Source organism: Streptomyces sp. NPDC001351, assembly GCF_042896045.1.
GTDB lineage: Bacteria > Actinomycetota > Actinomycetes > Streptomycetales > Streptomycetaceae > Streptomyces.
In genome coordinates this window covers 1-25,903 of the sequence record NZ_JBIAWS010000029.1, presented here as the reverse complement: position 1 = coordinate 25,903, position 25,903 = coordinate 1, and the positions used below count along the sequence as shown (strand labels likewise).

At 67.9% G+C, this 25,903-nt stretch carries 21 protein-coding genes and 2 pseudogenes; 12 read left to right on the top strand and 11 right to left on the bottom strand.

Translation table 11 applies throughout. The annotated features are described in order from the left end of the window. Positions 1 to 5 precede the first annotated feature (5 nt). The 8 genes and pseudogenes from fxlM (at position 6) to ACFY1U_RS50055 (ending at position 11,441) form a co-directional block, all read left to right on the top strand. The gene (gene fxlM / locus ACFY1U_RS50090; protein WP_390700793.1) at positions 6 to 1,205 is read left to right on the top strand and encodes a methyltransferase, FxLD system; all 1,200 of its coding nucleotides are present in this window, start codon (positions 6 to 8) and stop codon (positions 1,203 to 1,205) included. 1,717 nt (positions 1,206 to 2,922) lie between these two features. Beyond that, positions 2,923 to 4,926, top strand: coding sequence for an ATP-dependent endonuclease (locus ACFY1U_RS50085; protein WP_390700792.1), 2,004 nt, complete (start codon positions 2,923 to 2,925; stop codon positions 4,924 to 4,926). Between the two features lie 14 nt (positions 4,927 to 4,940). Next, on the top strand, positions 4,941 to 6,548 hold the full coding sequence (locus ACFY1U_RS50080; RefSeq protein ID WP_390700791.1) for a UvrD-helicase domain-containing protein: 1,608 nt from the start codon (positions 4,941 to 4,943) through the stop codon (positions 6,546 to 6,548). 298 nt (positions 6,549 to 6,846) lie between these two features. Beyond that, positions 6,847 to 7,248 (top strand): IclR family transcriptional regulator C-terminal domain-containing protein, encoded by a 402-nt coding sequence (locus ACFY1U_RS50075; RefSeq protein ID WP_390700790.1) that lies wholly within the window; start codon positions 6,847 to 6,849, stop codon positions 7,246 to 7,248. Positions 7,249 to 7,520: 272 nt separating this feature from the next. Continuing rightward, a pseudogene (locus tag ACFY1U_RS50070) lies at positions 7,521 to 8,367 on the top strand (PDR/VanB family oxidoreductase). 91 nt (positions 8,368 to 8,458) lie between these two features. Further along, positions 8,459 to 9,676 (top strand): cytochrome P450, encoded by a 1,218-nt coding sequence (locus ACFY1U_RS50065; protein ID WP_390700789.1) that lies wholly within the window; start codon positions 8,459 to 8,461, stop codon positions 9,674 to 9,676. Between the two features lie 47 nt (positions 9,677 to 9,723). Continuing rightward, positions 9,724 to 10,809 carry an S-(hydroxymethyl)mycothiol dehydrogenase gene (locus ACFY1U_RS50060; RefSeq protein WP_390700788.1) on the top strand — a complete coding sequence of 362 codons (1,086 nt, stop codon included), beginning with the start codon at positions 9,724 to 9,726 and terminating at the stop codon, positions 10,807 to 10,809. Beyond that, entirely contained in the window at positions 10,809 to 11,441 is a 633-nt protein-coding gene (locus ACFY1U_RS50055; RefSeq protein WP_390700787.1) for an MBL fold metallo-hydrolase, read from the top strand. The genes ACFY1U_RS50060 and ACFY1U_RS50055 overlap by 1 nt, the downstream gene beginning before the upstream one ends. Before the next feature lie 128 nt (positions 11,442 to 11,569). Here ACFY1U_RS50055 and ACFY1U_RS50050 read toward each other — a convergent pair. The 8 genes and pseudogenes from ACFY1U_RS50050 to ACFY1U_RS50015 all read right to left on the bottom strand — a co-directional run. Further along, positions 11,570 to 11,632: pseudogene (locus ACFY1U_RS50050) on the bottom strand (hypothetical protein); the annotation flags it as partial. A gap of 330 nt (positions 11,633 to 11,962) precedes the next feature. Beyond that, positions 11,963 to 12,208 (bottom strand): hypothetical protein, encoded by a 246-nt coding sequence (locus ACFY1U_RS50045; RefSeq protein ID WP_390700786.1) that lies wholly within the window; start codon positions 12,206 to 12,208, stop codon positions 11,963 to 11,965. 45 nt (positions 12,209 to 12,253) lie between these two features. Further along, positions 12,254 to 13,762, bottom strand: a complete 1,509-nt coding sequence (locus tag ACFY1U_RS50040; protein WP_390700785.1) for an aldehyde dehydrogenase family protein — start codon at positions 13,760 to 13,762, stop codon at positions 12,254 to 12,256. 100 nt (positions 13,763 to 13,862) lie between these two features. After that, positions 13,863 to 14,510, bottom strand: coding sequence for a class II aldolase/adducin family protein (locus ACFY1U_RS50035; protein WP_390700784.1), 648 nt, complete (start codon positions 14,508 to 14,510; stop codon positions 13,863 to 13,865). A 69-nt stretch (positions 14,511 to 14,579) separates the two neighbouring features. Then, positions 14,580 to 14,999: a hypothetical protein gene (locus ACFY1U_RS50030; protein ID WP_351955265.1), complete on the bottom strand. Its 420-nt coding sequence runs from the start codon at positions 14,997 to 14,999 to the stop codon at positions 14,580 to 14,582. Beyond that, on the bottom strand, positions 14,996 to 16,384 hold the full coding sequence (locus tag ACFY1U_RS50025; protein WP_390700783.1) for a flavin monoamine oxidase family protein: 1,389 nt from the start codon (positions 16,382 to 16,384) through the stop codon (positions 14,996 to 14,998). The genes ACFY1U_RS50030 and ACFY1U_RS50025 overlap by 4 nt, the downstream gene beginning before the upstream one ends. Then, positions 16,381 to 17,580: an MFS transporter gene (locus tag ACFY1U_RS50020; protein WP_390700782.1), complete on the bottom strand. Its 1,200-nt coding sequence runs from the start codon at positions 17,578 to 17,580 to the stop codon at positions 16,381 to 16,383. The genes ACFY1U_RS50025 and ACFY1U_RS50020 overlap by 4 nt, the downstream gene beginning before the upstream one ends. Further along, positions 17,577 to 18,524: a carbohydrate kinase family protein gene (locus tag ACFY1U_RS50015; RefSeq protein ID WP_390700781.1), complete on the bottom strand. Its 948-nt coding sequence runs from the start codon at positions 18,522 to 18,524 to the stop codon at positions 17,577 to 17,579. Before ACFY1U_RS50015 ends, ACFY1U_RS50020 begins: the two co-directional genes overlap by 4 nt. Before the next feature lie 238 nt (positions 18,525 to 18,762). Between ACFY1U_RS50015 and ACFY1U_RS50010 the strand changes: the two genes are divergently transcribed. The 4 genes from ACFY1U_RS50010 to ACFY1U_RS49995 all read left to right on the top strand — a co-directional run bounded on the left by ACFY1U_RS50010 (position 18,763) and on the right by ACFY1U_RS49995 (position 22,912). Beyond that, on the top strand, positions 18,763 to 19,788 hold the full coding sequence (locus tag ACFY1U_RS50010; RefSeq protein WP_390700780.1) for an AraC family transcriptional regulator: 1,026 nt from the start codon (positions 18,763 to 18,765) through the stop codon (positions 19,786 to 19,788). A gap of 348 nt (positions 19,789 to 20,136) precedes the next feature. Further along, positions 20,137 to 20,292 carry a transposase gene (locus ACFY1U_RS50005; RefSeq protein WP_390700779.1) on the top strand — a complete coding sequence of 52 codons (156 nt, stop codon included), beginning with the start codon at positions 20,137 to 20,139 and terminating at the stop codon, positions 20,290 to 20,292. Next, on the top strand, positions 20,253 to 21,608 hold the full coding sequence (locus ACFY1U_RS50000) for a hypothetical protein (protein WP_390700778.1): 1,356 nt from the start codon (positions 20,253 to 20,255) through the stop codon (positions 21,606 to 21,608). Before ACFY1U_RS50005 ends, ACFY1U_RS50000 begins: the two co-directional genes overlap by 40 nt. A gap of 95 nt (positions 21,609 to 21,703) precedes the next feature. Next, the gene (locus ACFY1U_RS49995; protein WP_389085175.1) at positions 21,704 to 22,912 is read left to right on the top strand and encodes a HEAT repeat domain-containing protein; all 1,209 of its coding nucleotides are present in this window, start codon (positions 21,704 to 21,706) and stop codon (positions 22,910 to 22,912) included. A 399-nt stretch (positions 22,913 to 23,311) separates the two neighbouring features. Here the strand turns inward: ACFY1U_RS49995 and ACFY1U_RS49990 are convergent, their stop codons facing one another. From ACFY1U_RS49990 to ACFY1U_RS49980, 3 genes are all read right to left on the bottom strand, one after another. Then, on the bottom strand, positions 23,312 to 23,749 hold the full coding sequence (locus tag ACFY1U_RS49990; protein ID WP_389085177.1) for a cold shock domain-containing protein: 438 nt from the start codon (positions 23,747 to 23,749) through the stop codon (positions 23,312 to 23,314). Further along, entirely contained in the window at positions 23,746 to 24,288 is a 543-nt protein-coding gene (locus tag ACFY1U_RS49985) for an RNA polymerase sigma factor (protein WP_389085179.1), read from the bottom strand. The genes ACFY1U_RS49990 and ACFY1U_RS49985 overlap by 4 nt, the downstream gene beginning before the upstream one ends. 528 nt (positions 24,289 to 24,816) lie before the next feature. Beyond that, the gene (locus tag ACFY1U_RS49980) at positions 24,817 to 25,455 is read right to left on the bottom strand and encodes a tetratricopeptide repeat protein (RefSeq protein WP_390700804.1); all 639 of its coding nucleotides are present in this window, start codon (positions 25,453 to 25,455) and stop codon (positions 24,817 to 24,819) included. Positions 25,456 to 25,903 lie beyond the last annotated feature (448 nt).

The following is a 25,903-nucleotide window of genomic DNA, read 5'->3' as shown; positions in this document are numbered from 1 at the left end:
AAAACGTGAACGACACCCCCACCGTCGATGTCCTCCGCAACAACCTCGTCGACCAGATCCTGGCCAAGCGGCAGCTACCACCCCGCGTCGAGCAGGCCATGCGCACCGTGCATCGGGAGATCCACCTTCCCGGCCTCGACCCGGCCGCGGCCTACACCGACAAGGCCGTCACCATCAAGGACAACCCCAACGGGCCGCTCGCCCTGTCCTGCGCCTCCGTGCCCTCCACCGTGGCCATGATGCTCACCCAGCTCGACGCACAACCCGGCGATCACGTCCTGGAGATCGGCGCCGGCACTGGCTACAACGCCGCCCTCCTCGCCGAGATCGTCGGCAACGATGGTGAGGTCACCACCCTCGACATCGACAGCGACGTCACCCTGCACGCCCGCACCGCCCTCAACAACGCCGGCTACGAGCACGTACGCCTCATGGAACGCGACGGACTGAAGGGCGCACCCGAATACGGCCCCTACACCCGCATGATCGGGACGGTGGGCTTCTGGGACATCCCTACAGCCCTGCGCGACCAACTCGTCGACGGTGGTCGCTTCGTCCTGCCACTGCGCTGGCGCGGCCAGACCCGCTCCGTCGTCCTCATCCGCCAGGGCGAGACGCTGCTGTGCCAGGGCATGGAACTGTGCGGCTTCGTCCCCATCATCGGACAGGACGGCGAACACACCGCCGAACTGGCCGACGGCACCGTCCGCATCTACTATGACCAGGACCAGGACATCGACGCCGCCGGGCTGAACTACGTCCTCGCACAGCCGGCCACCGAGACATGGTCGGACGTCCGAGTCGGCAACCAGGAGTCCTTCGATGGAATCTGGCTGCGAGTCACCGCCTTCGACGACACGGTCTGCCGACTCGAAGCCACGCCGGCCGCCGTGGACAAGGGACTGCGCCGCCCCGTGATCCTTCTACGGAGCCCTGCTCTGGTCTCCGGAGGATCCCTGGCGTACCTGATCGCCAAGCGCGATGACGGGGACCCCGAACGGCGTTCGCTACTGGGTGCTGCCTACCTCGGCGCCGACGGCGCCGATCTGGCCAAACGCCTCATTGCCCACATCACGGCGTGGGGAGCCGACCGTACAGCTGTGCCCCACCTCGCTGTCTACCCGTCGGGCACGCCGCACCGTGACCTACCCGCAGGCCACGTCATCGACAAGGTCAACTCCCGCATCGTCCTTTCGTTCGCATAAGGCGACAGTGGGGCTTCGAGTTGGAATCGGGGCCCCACTCTGGTCATCCCGGCACAGGAGGAGGTGAAGACACTGCTGAAGCACCATCGCCGACACGGAGCGAGGTAGAGGCGACTGCCGTCGTGATCGAGTTCAGGCCCAAGCCGGATTCCGCCGTCTGGGATCCGGACGCGGTCGTCCTGGACGTCGAGGCGCTGACCACGGACGCCCTCCCGGGCCGCGGCGACGACAAGACGTACGACTGGCCCACTGTGCTCGGACCGTGCCGCGCACGCACAGCCCCGGCTGTTGCATCTTGGAGGCTTCATGCCCACCCAGCGTCTGACGTTGCCACCTTCGACGAGGCCGAGCGTGCCGCTGCCCGCAACGAGCGCGACGTCACCGCCCACGTGGTCCTCGTGAAGGCCGACGACCGCACCAGCCTCCCCGCACCGCGAAGGACAAGCTGCTTCAGCCCGCAGAGGCGAGGGCATCGGCCCGGACCGCGACGAGCCGTTCCCGCTCGCCGAGGCCGTCATCCGCTCCTGGGGTCCCGACCGAGTTGAGCGAGTAAGCCGAGCTCATGAAGGAACTGACGGCATGAGCGAGAAGAACGAGCGGCCGAAGCCGCCGGCCCGCCGCACCGGCGGGCGTGCCCTGGTCGGGGCCAAGAAGACGGCCCCGCCGCCCCCTCCCCCGGCCGCCGAGCTCACCCCCGAGCAATACGCCGCCGAACAGGCCGCCGCCCAGGGCGAAGGTCGGCCCACTGCGAGCAAGGCGCAGGTTCAGCCCGCTGCTTCCGCCATTCCCGCCGAGGCATCGGCACACGGCCGGACTGAAGCGGTGCCCGAAGTGGCGCAGACCTCAGCCCAGCCGACTGCCGACGTGCCGGGCGGCCTGGTGCCGGAGCCGGCCGCCAGCCAGCCGACTCACCCGGCCGTCGACGTGCCCGAGGCCGGTACTCCGCCACGATCAACTCACGCGCCCCAGCCCCCATCATGCACAGCTCAACGAGCCACCCGAGCCCGAGCCACGGCCAACCGTGCACGAGGTCGTTAGCCGGACCGACCGGAGCAGCTCTCGTGCCTAATCACTCCCTCTACGCCCACCGGCTGCGGGAAATCGCCGACGCGCTCGACGCTGAACCCCAACCAACCGTCGATGCTCTTACGCCACACCCGGACACTCTGGAGGTCATCAGCAACCGGCACACCAAACGCGGACAACTCAACTACGCCGTCCCCGAGGCACTGGAGCCCCAGCGCCGGATCCGCCGTTGCCACGCCGACACTGGCCTACCGCACGGGGACATCGTGGCTATGGCTGCGGACACCTGGCTCCGCGCCAAGGGGTACCCGCCCAGTTTCCCCCCAGGCCAAGGCGGAAGCACCATGACCGTGCAAAAACGGCCAACTACCCGCTGAGGAAACGCACTTGTCCGAAGGCTGGGAGCCGATGTCCCCCGGCAACTCACCAGCTGGGTTGAACTCGTTGACCCGGCCTCGCCAGGAGCGCGGCTCAGTTGTGTGCGCGGATACTCCTCGGGCAGCTGCCCGCGCACCAGTTGTCCCACCCAGACGTCGGAACCAGATCGAAGCAGACACGATCTGAAGCGTCATCGACCACTTTGAGCCAAGGAAACACCTCTGTCCCTGCAGTATCAGATACTGCTTTGACTCACGGTGGCCACGGACGTGCGTCTGCCCGTGAGCGGGGTTGGAACGATGTCGGGAGTGCGATGCAGCTGACCCATGCCAACGTGATCAATTTCCGCGCCCTGGACAAGGCGGACGTGCGGATCGATCACCAAACCACGCTCATCGTGGGACGCAACAACAGCGGCAAGACATCGTTCGTCAACCTCTTCGAGAAGTTCTTCGGTGACGACGACACGCGCTTCGTGCTGGAGGACTTCTCCACCTGCCGGATCCCCGAAATCGAGCAGGCACTTCAGATCTTCGGTGAAGCACAGAGACATGCGGCCGAAGGCGATCAGGAGACGCGGGAGGGCCTGCTGGCCAAGGCGTACGAGCTCGTGCCGTCCATCCGGCTGGGACTCACGATCGAGTACGCCGAGGACGATGACCTCGCTCCACTCACGGACGTGATCCTGGACCTCGATGACTCCTGTTTCACAGTCAAGATCGAAGCGGCGCTGGAGGCGGCGAGGCCGCACGACCTGCTCAAGGACTTCTGGACTGCGAGTCAGAGGCCGAAATTCGAGCCCATCAAGTGGCTGCGCAAGAACTTCACGGACTACTTCGCCTCCGTCTTTCGAGCAGTGAGCCCGGTCGACGAGAAGGTGACGAAGGAGATCAAGCGCAGTGCCGCGCAGGCGATCGTCTCGGTCAAGTTCGTCTACGCGCAGACCAAGGTCGACGACACCCCAGGAGACAAGGCACGCACGCTGTCCAAGACGTTCGAGACCTATTACAAGGTCAAGAGCGGGCCTGAGGGGCGTCATCAGAGCGTCGAGCAGATCGAGGATGCCCTGGCCGCAGCGTCTCTGGAGCTCGACACCAGCTACAAATCGCTGTTCGACCCGGTCTTCGAGGACCTGCGTAGTTTCGGGGTTGGGACGATCACACCTGTCGAAAAACCTCGCATCGTGTCCCTCATGGAGGGCTCGGGCATCCTCAGGGGCAGCACGCGGCTCCAATATCCCTCTGGAGACGGCGACTTCCACCTTCCCGAAGGCCACAATGGGCTCGGCTACAGCAAGCTGATCTTCACGATCCTGCAGGTCATCAGTTTTCACCAGGCGTACGAGCGTGCTTCTCCGAAGCCGGCGCTCCAGGTGTTGTTCATCGAAGAGCCGGAGGCCCACCTGCATCCCCAGATGCAGGAGGTCTTCATCAAGAACATTCAGGACTTCATCAAGCGCAAGGCCCCGTGGAAGGTGCAGGTAGTCGTCACGACGCACTCTTCGCACATCGTCGCAAGCGGCGGGTTTCACACGGTGCGGTACTTCGACCGCTCCGAGCCGGACGGCAAGGTCAAGGACCTCTCCACCTTCCAGGCGAAGGTCAAGGCCACTCCTCAAGGCGACGAAACGCTACGGTTCCTGCGCCAGTACATGGTCCTGCACCGTTGCGACATGTTCTTCGCCGACAAGGTGATCCTCATCGAGGGCACCGCGGAGCGACTACTGCTTCCCGAGATGGTCCGTCGGTGCGCCGAAGGTCTGCTGCACCAGTACGTGTCGGTCATCGAGGTCGGTGACGCCTACGCGGTCCGGTTCCGTGAACTGCTCGATTTCCTCAACGTGAAGACCTTGGTCATCACCGACATCGACTCCGTCAGCCCCACAGATCAGAAGGCCTGCCCGCCGAGCACCGCGCAGGCAGTCACCTCGAACTCCACACTGAAGAACTGGCTTCCGGGCCAATCCAGCATCGCGAAGCTCCTCGACGTCGGCTCGGACGAGAAGGAGCACGGTCACGTGCGGGTGGCCTACCAGGTCCCGGAAAAGCCAGCAGGCGTCTGTGCACGCAGCTTCGAGGACGCCTTCATCATCGCCAACGCATCAGTCCTCGCCCGAGACCTCAGGCATCTGGAGCTGAAGAGAGCCTTCGTTCAAGAAGTCGGTGCCGACCCCGTCCCTGAAGACATCGAAGCCAACGCGTTCGCCATCGCCAAACGGCTCTCCAAGCACAAGACCGACTTCGCGTTCGACATCATGCTCCTGGAGGACTGGGCCGTCCCCCGCTACATCGCCGAAGGACTCCAGTGGCTCGCCTGAACACCCTCGAAGCCGTGGTCGAAGAGCTGGACGCCCGGCGCAGCTTCCTCGTGGAAGCAGGAGCAGGCGCAGGCAAGACGACCGATCTCGTCCACGCCCTTCAGTACCTCCTCAGCCACCGGCGTAAGGAGCTTGAGGCGAATAGTCGGCGGATCGCCTGCATCACATACACGAACGTCGCCAAGAAGAAGATCCTTGAACGCATCTCGGCGGACCCGCTCGTCGCCGTCGGCACCATCCACGAGTTCCTCTGGAGCGTCATCCAGGCCTACCCGCGCGAGCTCTGGCAGCAGATCCTCGACTACAACGAGACCCTGTCAAAGTCTGAAGACCTCACTGAAGTAGCCGCTCCCCCAGTGATCGAGTACTCAGACCGCGGGCGGAAGCTGAGCGAGGGCCGCATATCCCACGACGATGTCATCGCTCTGTCCCTGCAGCTCGTCGCCACCTACCCCAAACTCATACGCATCACGACCAGCAAATATCCCGTCATCTTCGTCGATGAGTACCAGGACACCTCACCCAAGACGATCGAACTACTGCTGAACCACCTGGCAGGAGCGGGCAAGGACCCCTGTGTGATCGGCCTCTTCGGCGACTCGATGCAGAAGATCTACCGATCCGGCGTCGGCGCTGTCCGGCACGACAAGCTCACACCCATCACCAAAATCGAGAACTACCGGTGTTCGCGCCCTGTAGTCGACGTTCTCAACAAAATGCGGCCCGAACTCCTGCAGCAGGCCACCGGGAAGCAGCAGGAGGGCGAGGTACACCTCTTCCTCAGCACCGACGTGCCGCCCGGCCCTCGACGGCTCGATGCCGCTAAAGCCACCCTCGCGAGCAGGGGCTGGTCTCTTGAGAACTCGAAATACCTCTTGCTAACCCATCGTGGCATCGCGGGCACACTCGAATACGCCAACCTGCTGGAGCAATACCGGCAGCTCGGCAGCCACGGCCCCGATGACCTCATGGCACGCAACGAGCCCTACATCCAGTACCTGACGCAGATTGAAGCCCTGAGCGCGGCCTACCAGTCCCGGGACTTCGTGGAACTGACAGACCTGCTGGGCCAGGGAAAGAGACGCATCACCCAGCACGCCGACAAGAGGATCATCAGCGACGCAATTCGCGAACTCGACACGGTGCGCGCGACCGGGACCATCGGCGACGTTCTGGACCTCATGGCCGACAGCCCCCTCCTGGCCGTACCCGGAAGGGTGAAAGACCGCGAGCGCCGCAGAACCGCAGCCGACCTCGACGAGCGACACAAGCGGCAAGCAGACTTCTCCAACAACATCCGTGGCGTCTCCTACCGGGAAGTCATCAGCGTCACCCAGTTCATCGATGAACTCACGCCCTTCTCAACCCAACACGGCGTCAAGGGAGATGAGTTCGAGAATGTCGTCGTAGTGATCGACGACTCCATCTGGACCATGTACAACATCGGCAAGATGCTCGCCGGCACCGACAAACCTGAGCGCACCGAGCGCTCACGCAACCTCTTCTACGTATGCTGCTCACGAGCCCGCCGGGGCTTGGCCGTGGTCTTCATCAACGACCTCCCAGACGGAGCGGAGGCAACAGCTCGCGACTGGTTCGCTTCGGGCACCGTCCATCCGTAAAGCGTGACCCAGGCACCATCGATCGTGGCGAACAGCCGCCTCATTCTGAAGCGGTCCCCCCGATGCTCTGGTAGCCGCGCTTGTAGGTCTCGTGGCGCCTCCTCGTTCGAGGTGGCGCCACAAGACCCGGTCCCATGCGGCACACCCTGGGAAAGGCCTCCCGGCTCGTCGGCGAGCTGGTCGCCCACCGTTTCCTGGGCCGGGACGACGATCGCCGGGTGCGGTCGGTGTTCGGCTCTGGGAACTCGCCGTCCGGGCTTCGCCCGTGCTGTCCCTGCAGGAGGTTGCGATACCGTTCATGGTGGGCGTGCACGACGTGGTGGGCCACCATGTGCAGCTGAGTGTCCTCGACGGTGACGAGGTGCTGTTCCTCGAACGCCTCTCGGCGCCGAAATCGGTGATCAACTACACACGGATCGCCGGGCGCCTGCCGCTGTACGCCTCCTCCAGCGGCCTCGTCCTCCTGGCCCACGGCCCGGCAGACCTCAGGGAACGGCTGCTGGCAGGCCCGCTCACCGCCTACACGCCAACGACGCCGGCCACGCCGAGCCAGCTGCGGGCGGTCCTGGCCGACATCCGAAAGCAGGGGTACGCCTACTGCCCCGGCCACGTCCACGAGGACGCCGTCGGTCTGGCCGCCCCGGTGCGGGCTGCGGACGGCAGGGGTGCTGGCGGCGCTGTCGGTCGTCGTCCCCAATGACGCGGGCGCCCAGGCGGTCGTTCCTTTCCTGCGGACGGCCGCGCGAGGCGTGTCCCGTGGACTGGGCGCGCCCACCGGACGAGAGGGGCCCGCTGTGTGACCGCAGTGTGACTTCGGTGCGAAAGAAACGTCTCTCACTCAATGGGAATGCCGTCGCGCCGTGCCGGCAGCCCCGTGCATCCTTCCTGCATTCCACAGGAGGGAGGCGACAACGTGGTCGTGCACAACCTGCTTTCCGCAATGCCCCGACCCACCCCACCTCCACCCCCTCCTTGCGGGTCCGTGCCAAGGACGTCGTCGCGGACGGCGTCGTGTCCCTCACGCTCGACCACCCCGACGGTGTCCGCCTGCCGGACTGGACGCCGGGGGCGCACATCGCTTTCGTGCTGCCGGACGGGACGACCCGGCAGTATTCCCTGTGCGGTGACCTGTGGGACCCGCACAGTTTCCGCATCGCCGTCCTGCGTGAGTCCGCCGGGCGCGGTGGGGCGGCGTACGTGCACAACCGGCTCATGCCCGGTGACCGGGTGAGCGTCGGCGGGGTGCACAACCACTTCCCCCTCGTGTCGGCGTGGGAGTTGCTCTACGGGGGCCGTAGCCGCGCCTCGACGGCGTTCCGCGCGAACCTCACGCACACCTACGGCGAGCGGGTGCACATCAGGCCCCAGGACAAGTGCGGGCTGCTCGATCTGGCTGCGTGGCTGGGCGAGCCGCTGCCCGGTACCAAGGTGTACTGCTGTGGACCGGCTCCTCTCCTGGCGGCCCTCCAGGAGGCGTGCGCCCACTGGCCCGACCACAGCCTGCGTACCGAGCGCTTCACCGCCGCCGACCGCTCCCAGCCCGCGCGCCGGGTGCCCTTCGAGGTGGAACTGCGGCGCACCGGCCGTACGGTCACCGTCACCCCGGACGTGACCGTGCTGCACGCCGTGCGCCGAGCCGGTGCCAGAGGTGCTGTCCTCCTGCGAGCAGGGCACGTGCGGCACCTGCCTCGTCCCGGTGCTGGAGGGCACGCCCGACCACCGGGACGCGGTGCTGGCCGACCACGAACGTGGGGCGGGCGACTGCATGCTGCCCTGCGTGTCCCGCTCGCACTCCGACCATCTCGTCCTGGACCTCTGACCGTCCGGTGACCGGTACCGAACCCGCGGCCGGACTTCCGAGCCACGTCGCCTTGAACCCCCTCGCCTCAGCCGCATCTCATGGAGCCGCCATGACCGAGACAGCCGCCGTTCCCGCGTCGCCGCCGATCAGCGACGCAGACCCGTTCGCCGCCGAGCACCTGGAACACCCCGAGCCCCTGCACCGGCAGCTGCGCCAAGCCGGCCCCGTCGTCCGCCTGTCGCGTTACGGCGTCCACGCCCTGACCCGCTACCAAGAGGTGTACGCCGCCCTCGTCGACTGGCAGACCTTCCAGTCCGGCGCGGGAGTGGGACTGGCCAACTTCCGTCACGAAAGGCCATGGCGCCCGCCGAGTTTGCTGCTGGAGGCCGACCCGCCCCACCATGACGCGCCGCGCCGCGTGTTGCGGGACGTCCTCGCCCCGCTCAGCCTGCGCCGGCTGCGGGAGACGTGGCAGGCGGTGGCCGAGGAACTCGTCGCCACCGTACTGGCTGAGCAGGGGAGGGAGTTCGATGCCTTCGAGGTGCTGGCGGCGGCGTTCCCCTTGCGTGTCTTCCCCGACGCCGTCGGCCTCGGCTCGCACGGGCGGGAAAACCTGCTGCCCTACGGCAACATGGCCTTCAACGCCTTCGGGCCGCGCAACGCCCTTGTCGAGGCCGACGCGCACCGCGTCGGCGCGCTGTCGGACTGGGTGAACGCCCAGTGTGCCCGTGAGGCGCTGAGCGAGGACGGCTTCGGCGCCCGGATCTGGGCCGCCGCCGACCGCGGTGACCTCACCCTTGCGCAGGCGCCCCTGGTCGTGCGGTCGCTGCTCACCGCCGGTATCGACACCACCGTGCACGGACTGGCCGCCGCGCTGTACGCCTTCGCCACGCACCCGCAGGAGTGGCAGCGGCTGCGTGAGCGCCCCGAGCTGGCGCGGGTGGCGTTCGACGAGGCGGTGCGCTGGCAGTCGCCGGTGCAGACCTTCTTCCGTACCGCCACGACCGATGTCGACATCGCGGGTACCCGCATCTCCGCAGGCGGCAAGATCCTCATGTTCCTCGGCTCCGCCAACCGCGACCCAGATCGCTGGGCCGACCCCGACCGCTTCGACCTCACCCGCGATCCCTCCGGCCACGTCGGTTTCGGCATGGGTATCCACCAGTGCGTCGGCCAACACGTCGCCCGCCTTGAAGCGGAGGCCCTGCTGACCGCCCTCGCCCGCCGCGTCGGACAGCTGGCGCTGGCCGGCGAGCCGAGGCGGCACCTCAACAACACCCTGCGCTCGTGGTCTTCGCTGCCAGTGCGCGTCCTGCCTGCCGGCTGACCACACTCACCGGACCCCGCCTTACCCACCGAAAGGACCCCTCCCCCATGCCCCAGCACGTACGCGGAGTCGTCGCCCGCACCAAAGGCGAAGCGGTACACGTCGAGACGATCGTCGTCCCCGACCCCGGCCCGGGAGAGGCGGTCGTGAAGGTGCAGGCGTGCGGCGTCTGCCATACCGACCTGCACTACCGCGAGGGCGGCATCAACGACGACTTCCCCTTCCTCCTCGGCCACGAGGCGGCAGGCGTCGTCGAGCAGGTCGGACCCGACGTGACCGACGTTGCCCCGGGTGACTTCGTCATCCTCAATTGGCGTGCGGTGTGTGGCCGTTGCCGCGCCTGTCGGCGCGGCCGCCCGCAGTACTGCTTCGACACGCACAACGCGCGGCAGAAGATGACCCTGCCCGACGGAACCGAGCTTTCGCCCGCCCTCGGCATCGGTGCGTTCGCAGAGAAGACACTCGTCGCCGCCGGTCAGTGCACCAAGGTGGATCCGGCTGCCTCCCCGGCCGCCGCAGGGCTGCTGGGCTGCGGGGTGATGGCGGGCATCGGTGCCGCGATCAACACCGGCGGCGTCGGCCGGGGCGACACCGTGGCCGTCATCGGCTGCGGCGGTGTCGGCGACGCGGCCGTTGTCGGCGCACGTCTGGCCGGCGCGGCGAAGGTCATTGCCGTCGACATCGACGACCGCAAGCTGTCCACCGCCAAGTCCCTGGGCGCCACACACACGGTCAACTCCAGCACCACCGAACCGGTCGAGGCCATCCGCCACCTCACCGGAGGCTTCGGCGCCGACGTGGTGATCGAGGCCGTAGGCCGGCCGGAGACCTACCGGCAGGCCTTCTACGCCCGCGACCTGGCCGGCACCGTCGTCCTCGTCGGAGTGCCCACCCCCGAGATGACCGTCGAACTGCCGCTGCTGGACGTCTTCGGACGCGGTGGGGCCCTGAAGTCCTCCTGGTACGGCGACTGCCTGCCCTCCCGCGACTTCCCCATGCTCATCGACCTCTACCTCCAGGGCCGCCTCGACCTGGACGCCATCGTCAGCGAGACCATCGCCCTCGACGAGGTCGAGGACGCCTTCGCCCGCATGCACAAGGGCGACGTCCTGCGCTCGGTGGTGATCCTCTGATGACCGGCCTGCGTATCGAAAGCGTGGTCACCTCGGGCGTCTTCACACTGGACGGCGGCACCTGGGACGTCGACAACAACGTCTGGGTCGTCGGCGACGATCATGAAGCGGTCGTCATCGACCCCGCCCACGACGCCGACGCCGTCGCCGAGGCCGTCGGCGACCGGAAGCTGGTCGCCATCGTGTGCACCCACGCCCACAACGACCACATCAACGCGGCACCGGCGCTCGCTGCGGCCACCGGCGCACCCATCCTGCTCCACCTGGACGATCGGCTGCTGTGGAAGCACACCCACTCGGACCGCGACCCCGACGGTTACCTCTCCGACAACCAGCGCATCGAGGTCGCCGGCACAGACCTGCGTGTCCTCCACACCCCCGGACACACGCCGGGTGCCATCTGCCTGTACCTGCCGGACCTCGCCACCGTCTTCACAGGTGACACCCTGTTCGCGGGCGGGCCGGGAGCGACCGGGCGGTCGTACTCCCATTTCCCCACCATCATCCGCTCGATCCGCGACCGCCTGCTGGTGCTGCCTCCCGCCACCACCGTCCGCACCGGGCACGGAGCAGACACCACGATCGGCGACGAGGCGCCGCACCTCTCCACATGGATCGCGCGAGGCCGCTGAGGGCGCAGGCTCACCGCCACGGCACCCTGCCGGTGCCGTCCCACCGACAGGGGCCAACGGCGACGCATCGGGGTCGCACCGGCCTGTCGGCCCATGGCGAGGGCAGGTCGGCGCACCGAGGCCAGCGGTTCGACGGCGGACGCCGCGACGTCGATGTCGTCGTAGCCGATGACCTCGACGTCGTCCGGCACGCACAGTCCGGCCTCGTACCGCGCCTGCAGTGCCGAGGGCGAGCAGGCCGTTACCGCAGAAGACGACGGTTGGGCAGGCCGAGGATGCGGGTGTCCGGCGTTCCGGTCGGGCAACCACCGTGAGGTCGACGCAGGGCAGTTACCGCATGGCGTTCGCCGCGATGCCCACCTCGCTCAGGGCAGGGCGTCGGGGTGAATGTGGGACAACGGGCTCGCGCCGCGGCGGTGTACGAGAGCCACAGCAGCCGGCGTGGCGTCCTGGTCGTGTTCGCCTTGGCAGACCTCGGCATGATCGGCGTCGAGCGCGAGCATCGTGCCTACCACTCGGCGTTACGGCAGCACCAGGGGTGGCCTTGCCGGCCGCCAGGGGCCGCGTTCTTGACGATGTCGAGGCGCGTGGTCACCGGCGAGGACATCTTCATGACGGCATCGCGCTGGGAGGGCCAGGCCGAAGAAGCGGTTCATGGCGGAGATATGGGTCGCCCGCGCCTTCACGAAGTTCAGGTAGTTCGCTCCGAACGCCCAGCGGCCGTCTTCCTGCACCCCGGTTCGCTGTGCGAAATCGCTGATGCCCATGACAGGTAAACGAGGCACAGGAGGTTCCGACACATGCACCTACGGCTACTTCCTCGTCCTGGGCCCGTGGAGCAAGCCGATCACCCGAGTGAACAGCCTGTCGGTCTTCTCGGTGCGGTCGAAGGTGGTCAGTGTGAGCATCGGCCTGAACCTCTGCCGGGCGATCGCCTTGGCGTATGTGAACTCCTTCAGGCCGTCGGGCCCGTGGATGCGGCCGAAGCCGGAGTCGCCGACGCCGCCGAAGGGCAGGCTCGGTATGCCGGCGAAGCTGATCACGCCGTTGACCGCGGACATGCCCGAGCGGATCCGCTCGGCGACCGCCATGCCGTGGCGCTTGCTGAAGACCGTGTTGCCGAGGCCGTAGGCGGTCGCGTTGGTCAGTTCGATGGCTTCGTCCATGTCCCGCACCTTCGCGACGGTCATGGTCGGTCCGAAGGTCTCCTCCTGCACCGCCAGGGAGTTCTCCGGCACGTCGACCAGGATGGTCGGCTGCACATAGCGCTCGCCCACGGCGTCGAGGCCGCCGACCACCGCACGGCCGCCCTTGTCGAGGGCGTCCTGCACGTGCCGGCGGATGACGTGCAGCTGGCTCGGCATGGTGATCGGCCCGATCTTGCCCTCGGCGCCCGCGTGCAGGCCGGCGGCCTTGGTTGTGAGTGCGTCGACGAACTCGTCGTACACCTGCTCGTGGACGTAGACCCGCTCGACGCCGATGCACGTCTGCCCGGCGTTGCCGCACGCGCCCCACAGCGCCGCGTCGGCCGCGGCTGGGATGTCGGCGTCGGCGTCGACGATCACAGCGTCCTTGCCCCCGGCCTCGATGACCACCGGTGTGAGCGTCTCGGCGCACGCGGCCATCACCTTCTTACCGGTGGCCGTCGATCCGGTGAAGGCGATCTTGTCGGCCCCGGCGTGGCACAGTGCGGCGCCGGTGGCACCGAGGCCGGTGACGACCTGGAGGACCGGACGGCCCACGGCCTCCTCGAATCGCTCGGCGAGCCACACGCCCACCCCCGGCGTGTACTCGCTGGGCTTGAAGACCACGGCATTGCCGGCTGCCAGTGCGTAGGCGATCGACCCCAGCGGTGTGAAGACCGGGTAGTTCCACGGCCCGATCACGCCGATCACCCCCAGCGGCTTGTAGGCCACCGACGCGGACTGATTGACCATCAGCAAGCCCGGGGACACCTTGCGCCGACCGAGCACTCTCCTCGCGTGTCCGGCGGCCCACCCGATGTGTTCGATCGCGAGCCCTGCCTCGAGCGTCGCGTCACCGCCCGGTTTGCCGGTTTCGCGGTGCACTGTCTCGATCAGCTCGGGCAGTCGCTGGACCATCGCGGCTTTCCACGCCGTCAGGTGCCGCTTGCGTGCGGTGAAGCCGAGGTCGGCCCACCAGGCGGCCTCGGTGCGGGCGCTGTCGACGGCCGCGCGTACCTCTTCCTCCGTGTGCACCGGGTGGGTACCGACGACCTCTCCGGAGGCGGGGTCGAGCGAGTCGAACGTGGCGGCGGCGTGCCCGCGCCGACTGGCGGCTGCTTGGCTGGTCGGACTCACAAAATCCCTTTCGCTTTCGACCTGGCATGGCTCACAGGCGCGCCAGTTCGGTGTTTGTGGCCGCGCGCCGGCCTTGTGGCGCGGGCGCCTGGAGGTTGGTTCAGGGCTGATATCCGCTGGCTGTGGCACGGCGCCATACGTCCTCCAATTGCTCGCTTGTCAGCGTTGCCGGCTCTGCGAGTTGGGCGGCCTGCATGTACAGGCGTGCGAGCCATTCGACCGATTCGGCGTTGTGGACCGCCTCGGCCAATGTGGCGCCACTGGTGACTGCGCCGTGGTTGCGCATGAGCGCAGCCTTCCGGTCGAGCATCGCGCGACGCACGTTGTCGGCGAGTTCCTGGCTGCCGAAGGTTGCGTAGGGCGCCACTCGGATCGGGCCTCCGAGCTGGAGGATGGCGTAGTGGACGCTGGGCAGCTCGTCGCGCACCAGGCCGAGGGCGGTGGCCCACGGCGCGTGCGTGTGCACGATGGCCTGGGCGTCGGTTGTGCGGTAGATCCCCAGGTGGAGGGGGGTTTCCGAGGAGGGTGAGCTCGCGCCCGGGTCGAGGATCTCGCCGTCGAGTGTGACGCGGGCGATGCCGGCGGGTTCCAGCGTCCGGTAGTTCACCCCGGACGGCGTCACGAGTACCTGGTCGCCGGTGCGGACGCTGAGGTTTCCCGACGTGCCGGTGACGAGCCCGGTGTCGTGGAGGTACCGGCTCGCGTCGACCAGAGCTGTCCGGGTTTTCAGTTCGTGCGTGTCGTCCACTGCGTTGTCACCGCGTCCGTTCTTGTGCCGTTGCATCGGGTGGTGGCTGTTCGGTCTTGTCCGGGCGGCTCAGCGCTTCAGGGCGCCGGCCGTCACGTTGCGGACCACGACGGGGAGTTGGCGTGCGAGTTTCCCGCCGAGCAACGCGGCGTAGAGGCGGTGCAGGGGGCCGTCGAGGACGACGCCGTGGGTGGTGCGCATGCCCTCGCCGGCGGGCTCCATGTCGTGGGTGATGGTCAGGGTGGCCAGTGGCAGCCGGATGACGAAGTCCATGGCGCGTTCGTGTTCGACGCGGGTGAACTCGATCTTCTGGGCCGGGGTGCCGTGGTCCTTGACGACTCCGGTGGTTCCGACGGTGAGGGGGCCGTCGATCTGGGCCCATGCGACGCCGGGATCGTCGAGCTGCCAGTAGGCGGCGTTCGTCCAGCGCTCCCACAGCTGGGGGGCGGTGGCGGTGGTCAGCTGGCTGTGGTAGCGGCTCCAGGTCATCGGCGTGCCTTCTCGTAGGGCGTGGTCGTGGTGAGTTCGATGGCGGTCTCGCGGGCGGCGCGTTCGCCGGCTGCGACCGCGCCGTCCATGAATCCGGCCCAACGTCGCGCGGTCTCGGTGCCGGCCCAGTGGATGGGGCCGACCGGCTCTGTCAGCCGGGCGTGCAACGAGGCGACCGCTCCGGGGCCCGGTGCTGCCGTGGGCCCGCCGCCGAGCCAGTCCTCCTCGCCCCACCGCTGATCGGTGTAGCCGCGTGGTTTCAGGACGCGTTCACCGAAGAGGTCCGCGAGCGCCGAGAGCGTGCGCAGGCGCCGCTCGGCAGCGTCCACTGCGTCCCACTCGCGTGCGTAGTCGCCTCCGATGAAGCCGAGGAGGACGCCGCGGGAGGCGTCGGGAGGGCTGGCGTCGAAGGTGATGAAGACGGGGCCTTCGTCGGAGATCGTCATGCCGCTGAGGCCCTGTTCGCGCCAGAACGGCGTGTCGTAGACGGCGTAGATCTTGGACAGGACGCCGGGCGACCAGCGCTGTGAAAGGCGCCGGTGCGCGGCGGGAAGGTCGGGGACGAACCGGATCCGGCGTCGCATGGCCGGCGGCACCGCGACGATGACGCGGCGTGCGGTGGTGGGGCCGTCGTCGGTATGGACGGTCACGGCGTGGTCGCTCCAGTCGATCCGCAGGACCGGCGACCCGAGGTGGACGGTGTCCGCCCCCAGTCCGTCGGCGACGCGGACGGCGATCTCGTGCGAGCCTTCGACGAAGTGCTGCTCCTGCGCGCCGCCGCGGGTGTCGAGCAGCGGGTCGAGCCCGCCGGCCTGGGCGATGTAGTGCAGCACGTACAGCAGCGAGATCTCCGAGGGTTCGCAGCCCCACGAGGTCTTGCACACCACCGCCAGCAGGTCTTTGGTCGCCTGGCCGGCGTGCTTGGCGGCGAGCCAGCTGCCGAGGGTCTGGGCGTCGAGGCCTGCCGCATCGGGGGCGTCCCACGGCCTGCCGACGGGGATCTTGCGGCTCATCCGCTCAAGGGAGGAACGGACACGGGCGAGGTCCAGCAAGGAGGTCGCACCGATCGGGAGGGCGACCCCGCGGTACCGCTTGCGGTCCTTGCGCCACAGCAGCAGGGTGTCCCCGGCCTCGTGCGTCAGGTAGCGGCCAACGCCGACCTCGTCCGCGAGGGAGTTGATGTGGTCGTGGTCGGGGCCGACGAAGGTGCCTCCGAGGTCGACATGCGCATCGGCGACGGTGGCGGAGTGGACCCGGCCTCCGACCCTGTCGAGCGCCTCGAACACCTTCACGCGCAGCCCGTGCCGCTGCAGGCTGCGGGCGGCGGCGAGGCCGGAAAGTCCGGCGCCCACCACTACGACATCGACGTCGAAGCTGTCGGTCACGCTGGTTCTCCTTCGGGAAGAGGCTTGGGGGAAGCAGAGGTACGGGTCGGGAGCCGGCGGGCGATGGGCAGCAGGAGCAGGAGCGCGAGCGCGGGTGCCACGAACCCGAGCCGGAGGGCGGCACCTGAGCCGAGCAGGCCCGGGACGACGGCCCCGGTGACGGCGCCGGCGTAGTTGAAGACGTTGACGCGGGCTATGACCTCGTCGCTGCGGGCGGGCAGCAGCTGACCGGCGGCCGCGAAGGCGATCGGCACCAGGACGCCGGTGGCGATCCCGGCGACCGCGAATCCGGCGACCGCCGCGGCGGCGCCCGGGCCGGCGACGACGAGGGCGCACCCGATCGTTCCGAGAGGGATGGTGCAGACACCGACGGCACGCCGGCCCCAGCGCAGCACGGCCGGGTCGGTCACGAGCCGGGCGAGCAGGACCATCGCCAGGTAGGCCGCATAGCCAATCGGCGCGACGGCATCGGAGGTCTTCAAACCGTCGGAGAGATAGACCGTGCTCCAGGTCGAGACCGCCGCGTCGAGCACGTAGGCGACGAGGACGAGCGACCCGACAGCCCAGATCGCCGCTCGCGGGAGTGGGGTGCTCCGGCGATCGGGCGAAGTGGTGTCCGCCGTTCGGGCCGGAGGCTGCGGCACGAGCCAGATACGGCCGGTGAGGGCCACGGTGAGCTGCAGCAGGGCAACGCCCCCGACCAGGGTGAGCGCGGAGACACCGCCGGTGGCCAGAGCCGCGGCGAGGAGCGCTCCGATGATGCCGCCGGCGGTGAAGGCCGAGTACAGGCGGCCCATCATGGGCACTCCGGCGCGGCTTTGCAGGGCGACGCCCTGCATGTTGCTGCCGGCGTCGACCGTGCCCAGGCCCAAGCCGTAGACGGCGACCGCGCCCAGGTAGACGCCTCGGTCGTGGGCGAGGCTCATCCCGGCCATGGCGGCGAACTGCAGCAGGAATCCGAGGCACAGCGCACTCCGGCTCCCGCGGCGCACGGCGACCGCATCCGCCAGTCCCGACCCGAACACCGCGGCGACGCAGACCCCGAGCAGGATCGCGGAGAGGACGGCGTCGCTGAAGTCCATGCGGTCCTTGGCCGCGGGAAGCGCGGTGACGACCGCGGCGTAGCCGAGCCCCTGAGCGCCGTATACCGCGCAGACCATCAACGTCGTCGCGGCCGGTCTCTTACGGGGGCTCACCGCACGTCCAGGCGGTCGGCGCTCGCGGCGAATGCGCGGATGTCGTCGAGCGTGTAGGTGCCGGCGTCGGTCCCGAGGCCGCCGGCGACCTGTGCCGACGTCGCGCAGCCGAGCTCGGCCGCCTCCCGCAGCCCGAGCCCTAGCGACCGGGCGCGCAGGAAGCCCGCGCTGAACGCATCGCCGCACCCGGTGGTGTCGACGACCTTCACCGCGTAGGCCGGAACCTTCACCACCTCGTCCGCGGTCACCACCACCGCGCCATGGGCGCCGTGGGTCACCGCCACGCACCCGGCGCCGGCGCTCACGAGCGCGCGGGCGCCGGTGACCAGGTCGTCGGCGCCGGTGAAGCCCAGCACCTGCTCGTGGTTGGGCAGCAGGTAGTCGGTGTGGGGCAGCGCGGCCGCGATCCACTCCAGCATTCCCGGGTCGCCGGAGGCGAGGATGTCGACCGAGGTCGTCGCACCGCACGAGCGTGCCCGGGCCAGCAGCGAGGCGGCGGCGTCGCCGCCGAGGAACTCCGGACCGCCGAGGTGCAGATGCGTCAGGTCACGCAGCAACTCGTCGGAGACGTCGCCGAGGGTGAACGCCGCGTTCGCCCCGATGCAATGCCAGGCCGGGCGGTCGCCGTTCGGGCGGACGGGCAGCACGGAGGCCGATGTCTGGTGGCCCTCCTTGCGCACCAGGCCGGAGGTGTCCACGCCTTCGCGGGCCAGGAGCGCCACGAGTGTGTCCGCGAGAACGTCGTCCCCGATCGCTCCGACGCTGCGGACGTCGGCTCCCAGCCGCGCCGCCACCAGCGCTGTCCCGCCTGCCGTGCCGGCGGCGGTGGCGCGGATGGTTTCGACCAGCTGACCCTCGTTGCGCTCGGGGATCGACTCGATCCCGATCACCAGATGGTCGAGCACGTGCACGCCCACGCACCCCAGCTTCATCACGTCGCTCATCGCGTGTTCCTCCCTCGCCTTGCTCCGCCTCCTGGCCCGTGGTGCGACGTCATCGCTGCGCGGCGGCCAATTGCCTGCCGCAACCACGAACGGTTGAGCGACGGTAGGAGCGCGCCGCCCGAAGCTGGGCGCCGCGTCACGCTTGTGGCAACATTTCCCCCCGTCATGGCGCGAACGCGGCCCCTCCTCACCTCGGGCGGAGGCAGCTGGCGGCGGCAGGATGCCGAGGAGGCGGACCGTGGAGAAACCGAAGCTGACGCAGGCCACGATTCCTCCGCTGACCCTGACCGGGTTGCTCGAAATGGCCGACCACCACCGAATCGAGACGGCCAGGTGGTTCGCGGGCACGGGCCTGGATCGGGCCCGGCTCGAGCAGCCCCGGACGCTGGTCTCCTACCGGCAGGCGATCACCGTGATACGCCGCGCCCTGAAGGAACTGCCCGCCGGACCGATCGGCCTCATGATCGGAAGCCGCGACCCGCTCCTCACCTGGGGAACGCTCGGCACCGCCGTGCGGTCCGCCTCGACGGGCGCCGAAGCCCTCAAGGTCGCGACCCGGTTCCAGCAAGGGGCGGGCACGATGATGGACTACCTCGTGTCCCGCACGGACCAGGGAAACGTGGTCGAGCTCCTGCCCCGCACCCACGAGCCGGACCTGCTGGTCTTCCTCAGCGAGGAGGCGTTCGCCGGGATCGTGGTCCTCACCCGGCTCATGTTCGGTCCGTCATCCGGCCCGCTGGCCGCAGAATTGTCCTACCCGCCGCCACCGTGGGCTGCGGAGTACACCCGACTGTGGCGCTGCCCGGTCACCTTCGACTGCGAACGCACGACCCTCACGATGCCCAGTGCCCTCGAAGAGCGGCGCGTTCCCACGGCGAACGCCACCCAGTTCGAGGCCGCTCTGCACGCCACTCGCGCGATCCTGGACTCCGACCCGGTCGACGACCTCGTCGCAGCCGTCGAAGGAACACTTCGCCAAGACCTCCGCTCCCGCCGAACCGCGACGCAGGTCGCTGACGCGCTCGGCATGAGTCCCCGCACCCTTCATCGTCACCTCGCCAAAGCCGGGTACAGCTTCGGCACGATCCAGGACCGGGTACGGCGGCAGCAGGCCGACGTACTGCTGATGCAGACACGCAGGTCGATCACCGCCATCGCAGCCGAACTCGGCTACAACGACCCGCGCGAGTTCCGCCGCGCCTACAAACGATGGACCAACACCACACCCACCCAAGCGCGACAACAATCGACCCCCAGCATTTGAGGAGGCGCCACTCCCCCGGCGATTGCCCAGGTGAGCTGAGAGAGCGGTATGAGACCTGATGCCCGATTCTTCGTTTCGTGTGGGACAGGCGAGCAGGTCGTGGCGACGTCGGTCGTCTACGGCCGGGACTGAGTGAACAAGCCTGACTCGGTCTCGGCCAGGATCCCGCGGTCGGCCAGCCGCTTGAGCTTGAGGCGAACGTTGTTGATGTTGTTGAGCGCGATCTCCAGGTCCATCGCCTCGCGCCACGGATGAGCGAGGCCCGCCGTTACCAGCAGCTGCGGGCGGCCACCGGGTCTATCGGGTGTCCTCGGCCAAGGCGGCCGATCTGCGCCGGTTACTGACGAGGTGGTCGCCGCGATCGGCGACCCGCCCCGGTTCCCCAACGGCAAGGCCTTTCGCTCCTACACCGGGCTTGTGCCCAAGGCATCCGAAACGGCGACACCGACCGCAAGGGCCAACCCATGTCCAAGGCCGGCTCCTCGCTGCTGCGCACCACCCTGATCCGGGCCGTCGACAACGCCCGACACCAAGACCCCCAGCTGGCCCGTCTGGTCGTCGGGGACAGGCCGGAGGACTTCGCGCTGGCCCAGCTTGCCGGTCTGGTCCATGGCCCGTGCATGTGGCTGCCGTGGCCGGACCCGAGTCCATTGACGGTCATGGGCCGCTTCCCGCGCTGGACAGGGGCAGGCATGGTCCGGGTGACCAGTGCCTCGTTGCCCTTGGAGGACGTCGAGGCGCGGATGCGCAAGATGTGGGACCGACGGCTGCGCGCCTTCGTCGACGGCAAGGAGATGGACGACAAGGCATTCGCATGCGTCTCTGTGAACGAACTGTGCACCCGCGGAAACAGCCTTTACGTCCACGAGCAAGCGTGGGATCTGCCGCGTTCGCTGCCAGCCACCGTATTGCCAGACGGCTCGCTGGAGGCCGCCCTGGGCCTCCCCGCGGAGGTTCCGCCAGGCCTGGATGCAACCCGGGACAAATGGCAGGTCCTTCTGGTGGCTTCGGACCACCCGCTGCCGCCGCACCGGGCGTTGACCGGCGACGCACTGTACGCCGGGCAGAGCAACTTGTGGTCGACATTCGTGCGGGCCGCGGACGGGGGCATCACCTACTCCTCACACCGCTTCGACTTCGTACCCCAAGGCGCCTCTTTGGCAGGCACGTTGGCCGCACCACGGTTGCGGTGGCCGAGCCTGCCTGGAGTCCTGGCAATGGCGGCCAAGCCCCATACTGTCCAGGCGAGCGCCGCGGGCAAACGAGCGGCAGTGGCCGAGCGACTTCTTGGCTCCCGCGCGGCTCTTGAGGAGCTTGCCGATGGCCCCGGATGGAACCTGCTGAAGACGTTCCTGCCCGGCCAGCAGCATCCCGGCCAGCCCGAGAGCGCCTGGTGGGCTTTGAAGACCTCAGTGGTGATGACCTTCCGCGCCCTGGCAGCCACCCCCATCGCACCGGAATGGGATACACCACAGCGGCGCGCCCAGGTCGACGAATGGACCAGGCAGGGCATCCTGCGCAGAGGGCTGGCCCTGGGCTGCCAGGAGTGTCCCGCCTTCGAGTTCTATCCCCTAGAGGAGATCGCACAGCACTATCGCTGCCGCCGCTGCGGCGCAGGCAACGACCTCGTCCAGGCACGCTGGAAGACGGATACCTGCGAACCCGAGTGGTCCTACGAACTCCACCCAGCCGTCGTCGAGCTCATCGACAACAACGCCGACGTGCCCCTGCTTGCCACCCGCTACCTGCGCCAACAGGCCAGAGGCACGCGCCCTTTGGTGGCAGCGGAGTTCGAGATCCTGCGCGACGGCGGATCCTGACCCCCCAGCTGCGGCAACGACACGAACCCGTCCTTGCCCCAGCGCTGCCCGCGCTGGCCTCCTTCAGCCCCCAATGGCCTGGTCGCGCTCGCTTCTTGCGCTGGTACTCCCTCGTCGGTCAATTCACCCAGGCCAGCGATGAACCGGCACGAGCCGTCTGCGCCCTGCAGCACGATCTCGAAGACCTGCTGAAGCTGGCCCACCGCACATACGCACCGGTCGCCCGCATGGCGGTCCTCCACCACATCACCCTGCTGACAACCGGTCCTGCTGCAGCCCGGCGCCTGCTGTTGGCCGCACTCGCTGCAGGTCAGCCGACCGCGCGCATCGCTGCCGCACACGCCCTGGCGGACAAAGTTAATCAAGGCGATGGAATACAAAGCCTCCTGACGGCTCAGGCGGCCAACGATCCGGACCCTTCCGTGAGAGCGGCCACCCTGACCTTGTTGGTCGGTCACTGGGGCCACGATGACGACATGCTCACGCTGCTGGCCCACCGTGCGACGGCCGATCCCGATCCACGTGTCCGCTGGACCATCGTCACTGCCCTGGCCAACGCTTGGCACGACAGTCCTGACGCCCGCACGGTGACGGCGGCACTGGCCGGCTGCGACAGCGACCCCACCGTGCGCGCTATCAGCCTGCAGGCCACGATGTTGATGGCAAACGGCTCCACCGATACGCACGACGCCCTACTGCGCTTTGCCGCACACCTGCCCGACCCACAGATCCGCAGCATGGCATTGCGCGACCTCGCCCGACGCGCTCCCCACGACGAGGGCACCTTCCATATTGTCAAACAGGCCACCAAGGATCCCCACGGACTGGTGCGTTGCGCCGCCGTGGAAACCCTCACGCAGCATTGGGCCTGGCGCGAGGACACGCTGCCGGTCGTGAGGCACGCCGCCGAGGATCCCGAAGGAACGGTCCGTGCCCTGGCCGTTGAGGCGCTCGTACAGGGCTGGGCTACCCACGACGACCTCCTCGCCGTCGTCGACAAGGCCGCACGCGACAACCACCCTGACAGTCGGTTCGCCGCCTACCAAGCCCAAGCCCGACTGAGAGGAACAGACCGCACCTTCTGGACATCCCTGGCAGACACGGTGGCAGAAGACCCCGATCCCACCGTACGACAGCGGCTCATGCACCTCATCGCCCTGGCAGAGACCGACGCTTCCCGTGCACGGACCTTGCTGGAAGCACGCACGCGGCACGAGCCGGATCCTGCCGTACGCGAATGCGTCTGGGAGCTGCTGGCCTCTTTCACCACACCGTTGTCTCTAAGGCAAACCGCAATTGACTGACGAGGAGCTTCACTTCTCAATCTCGTCCCGCCGAGACCGGGCGTGCAGGAACCATTGCAAGGCTCAGCCGCCAGGTCGCTACCGTCACACACCGGTGATTTGAGGCGTGATCTCGGGGAGCTACCGAGCGAACGAGTCTTGCGCGCCGTCCCGCCAACCAACGCGCCGGCGATCTGGCCCAGTTGCGGCTGACCCACAGCCAAGGGCCCGACATCGTGTCCCGCGACAACGAAGACACCTCTAGCGGTGGCAGGTCCCCATCCGCGCCTACCAAGGGCGCGTGTGATGAGCCATATTGCTCTGTCGGTGATCAGGCCCGGATGGTGGGGGTGATCAGTCGGCGATAGCCGGCCCAGGGAGCCCGCTTCCGGGTTCCTGGACCGGCTGATGGTACTGGCGTCAGGCGTCCGGCGTCGGCTTGAGCAGGCGTACATCGCCAGCCCTGCCGTTCTTGATCACGAACTCGACCTGCTCCCCGGGTTTCGGTGCACGCGAGAAGACCTTGAAATCCTGGCAATGAACCGGGACTTCGCGGCCTCGGGCCACGGCGATATAGCCCATGCCCTCGCGCGCGTCGAACCACTTGATGCGGCCCTTCAGCACCGCATTACCCGGTGGGCGGGCCTGGGCCCGCTCGGGGACCAGTTGCTTATTGTCCCGCTGCTGCTCGTGGCGGGGCATCACCCGTGCCCTCTGGATCACCTGGTTGAGGCCATCGCCCAGGCTGATCACGTTATGCAGGGAGTCCACTGCGGAGTCGGACACGGCCGCGACGTACTTGTCGAATGCCTGGTCCTGCAGCTCATCCTTGTCGAGGTCGTCCCATGGAGTGCTCATTCGTCACCCCCCATGAACCAGTCGCGATTGTCGTTGAGGGCTTCCTTGAGCCTTTTTCGTGCCAGATGAAGGTTCGAGCGGACACGGCGGGGATCAACGTGGAGCAGATCCGAGATCTCCGGAATGCTGAACCCGTCGTAGTTCCAGGCCATGACTTCACGCTGCCGTTCAGGCAACTTTGCGATGGCATCGATGACGTCCTTCTCCTCGTCGAGGAGCTTGAGCTGGTCGAATGACGGGAAGTAGAACCATTCCGCTTCGGTAGCCCGCCGGACGTCCTCGCTCGAACGCTGCTTTTGCGCCCGGTAGTTGCGCAGTGCGGTGGCCCGCACGTACTTCGCCGGGTAGTCGATGCTGTCCCACCGCTGGAACGCCTCCGCAAATGCGTTCTGGGTCGCGTCCCATGCGTCATCCCACGTCGCACCGTTCTTGTACACGAACAGGACGATGAGCCTGACCTCTGAGGCGTAGAAGTCGGTGAAGCTCGACTGGCCGGCCCATTGGTCCGCGGAAGGGTCCGGGTCGTCGGGCGTTTTCATGTCCAAGGCGTGCTCCTTGCGGATTCCAGTCCTTGGGCTTGATGGTGCCACTGGGTACCAGGCCAGGAGCACACCATGGAGTGTTCCTCCCCGAAACTGGACCAGGCGATCACGCCACCACCGGGAAGCAGGGGAATAACTGCCTCAAGGAGGTCCTGGCGTGATCGTGCTTCCCGCCTGCTGATCCAAGCCCTCAGGAGCACGCCTGGGTACGGGTAGAGATATCGCAGAGCCAAGAGCATTGCGCTCAGCCCCACCACGGCCGGTTCGGCCATCTGAACCTCCTCGCTACGAGACCGGGTTGTCAGGCGCAGTCACTAAGTAAGAGCGAGACGATCACCGATTCATCAAGTAGCTGTCGAATGAACCCATTTCATGGGGCTGCGGCGCAGAACGGTCGGCCAGTCCGGCCCCGCCGCCGATCAGCCGATCAGCTTGGCGGGACCTCGACCGTCAGGGGGCTGCTTGCGGGCTCGGGTTGCGTGCTGATTGGCGGGCACACCGTGGAGTCGACACTCAGGTCCGGGGTCACCAGGGCGGGGTGGGGGTTCCATCCGGGTCAAGCCCGTAGCTCCACATACGGAAGACATCCCTCCCGGTTCCTCCCCAGGCTTTCCCCGCATTGAGGGCGCGTTTGACGGTGTCTTCGGCGCGGGCATCCTCTCCGGTCGCTGTAAGGAGCAGGAAGAGTTCGATGAGGGCTTGCGGATGACCGGTCTCGTCGGCCCTATTGAGCGCCTGTTCCGCGCCGGGTAGATCACCGGCAGCTCGGCGGATCCGGGCAATCTCGAAAAAGGCGGTCGGCTCACCCTTGTCAGCGCCCTCGGTCAGGAGTTGCTCGGCGCCCTCGCGGTCTCCGGCAGCGTGTCGGAGACGGGCAAGCTGGATGACGGCCCACTGATGACCAGCCGCAGCCGCATTTTTGAGGAACTGTTCAGCGCCTTGAAGGTCCCCGGCCTGCTGCCGTCGACGGGCGAGTTCGACAGCTGCCCATGGCTGGCCGGCTTCAGCGGCTTGGGCGAGGGGCTGGTCTGCCGCCTGATCGTCCCGGGCTCCCGGCTGGCGGGGAAGCGGCTCAGCACCCGCCTCGACCGAGACTTCAGCGCGACGGGGACGTCGGCCTCTCAACTCCTGGCGGCCACGCCGCACGCCCTCACTGTGCAGCATCGCTTGGGCTATGGCATCCCCAGAGTCGGCTGCTTGGCTCAACAGGCGTTCGGCATCCTCGTCATCACCAGCCGCACGGCGAAGTCTCGCAAGGTCGACGAGGGCTGACGTATCGCCAGCATCGGCGGCTGCGGTTAACAGCTGCACGGCAGCCTTGACGTCTCCTGCTCTTTCCCGAAGCACTGCGAGTTCCCTGAGCGCGCGCGGGTCACCGCTGGCAGCGGGCTGGGCCAGCAACTCCTCGGCACCGCGCATGTCACCAGAGCCCAGCCGGAGATCGACCAGCTCGAACAGGGCAGCACGACTTCCCTCTGCGGCAGCTTCGCTGAGCAGTTCAGCCGCTCCTCCCCTGTTGTCTAGGTACTCCTCTGAGTGCACCATCGAGTACGAAGTTGTGTGCACCACAGCTCAGGCCACGTCGGTGTCCCGCTCGATGGCCTGGAGGCGG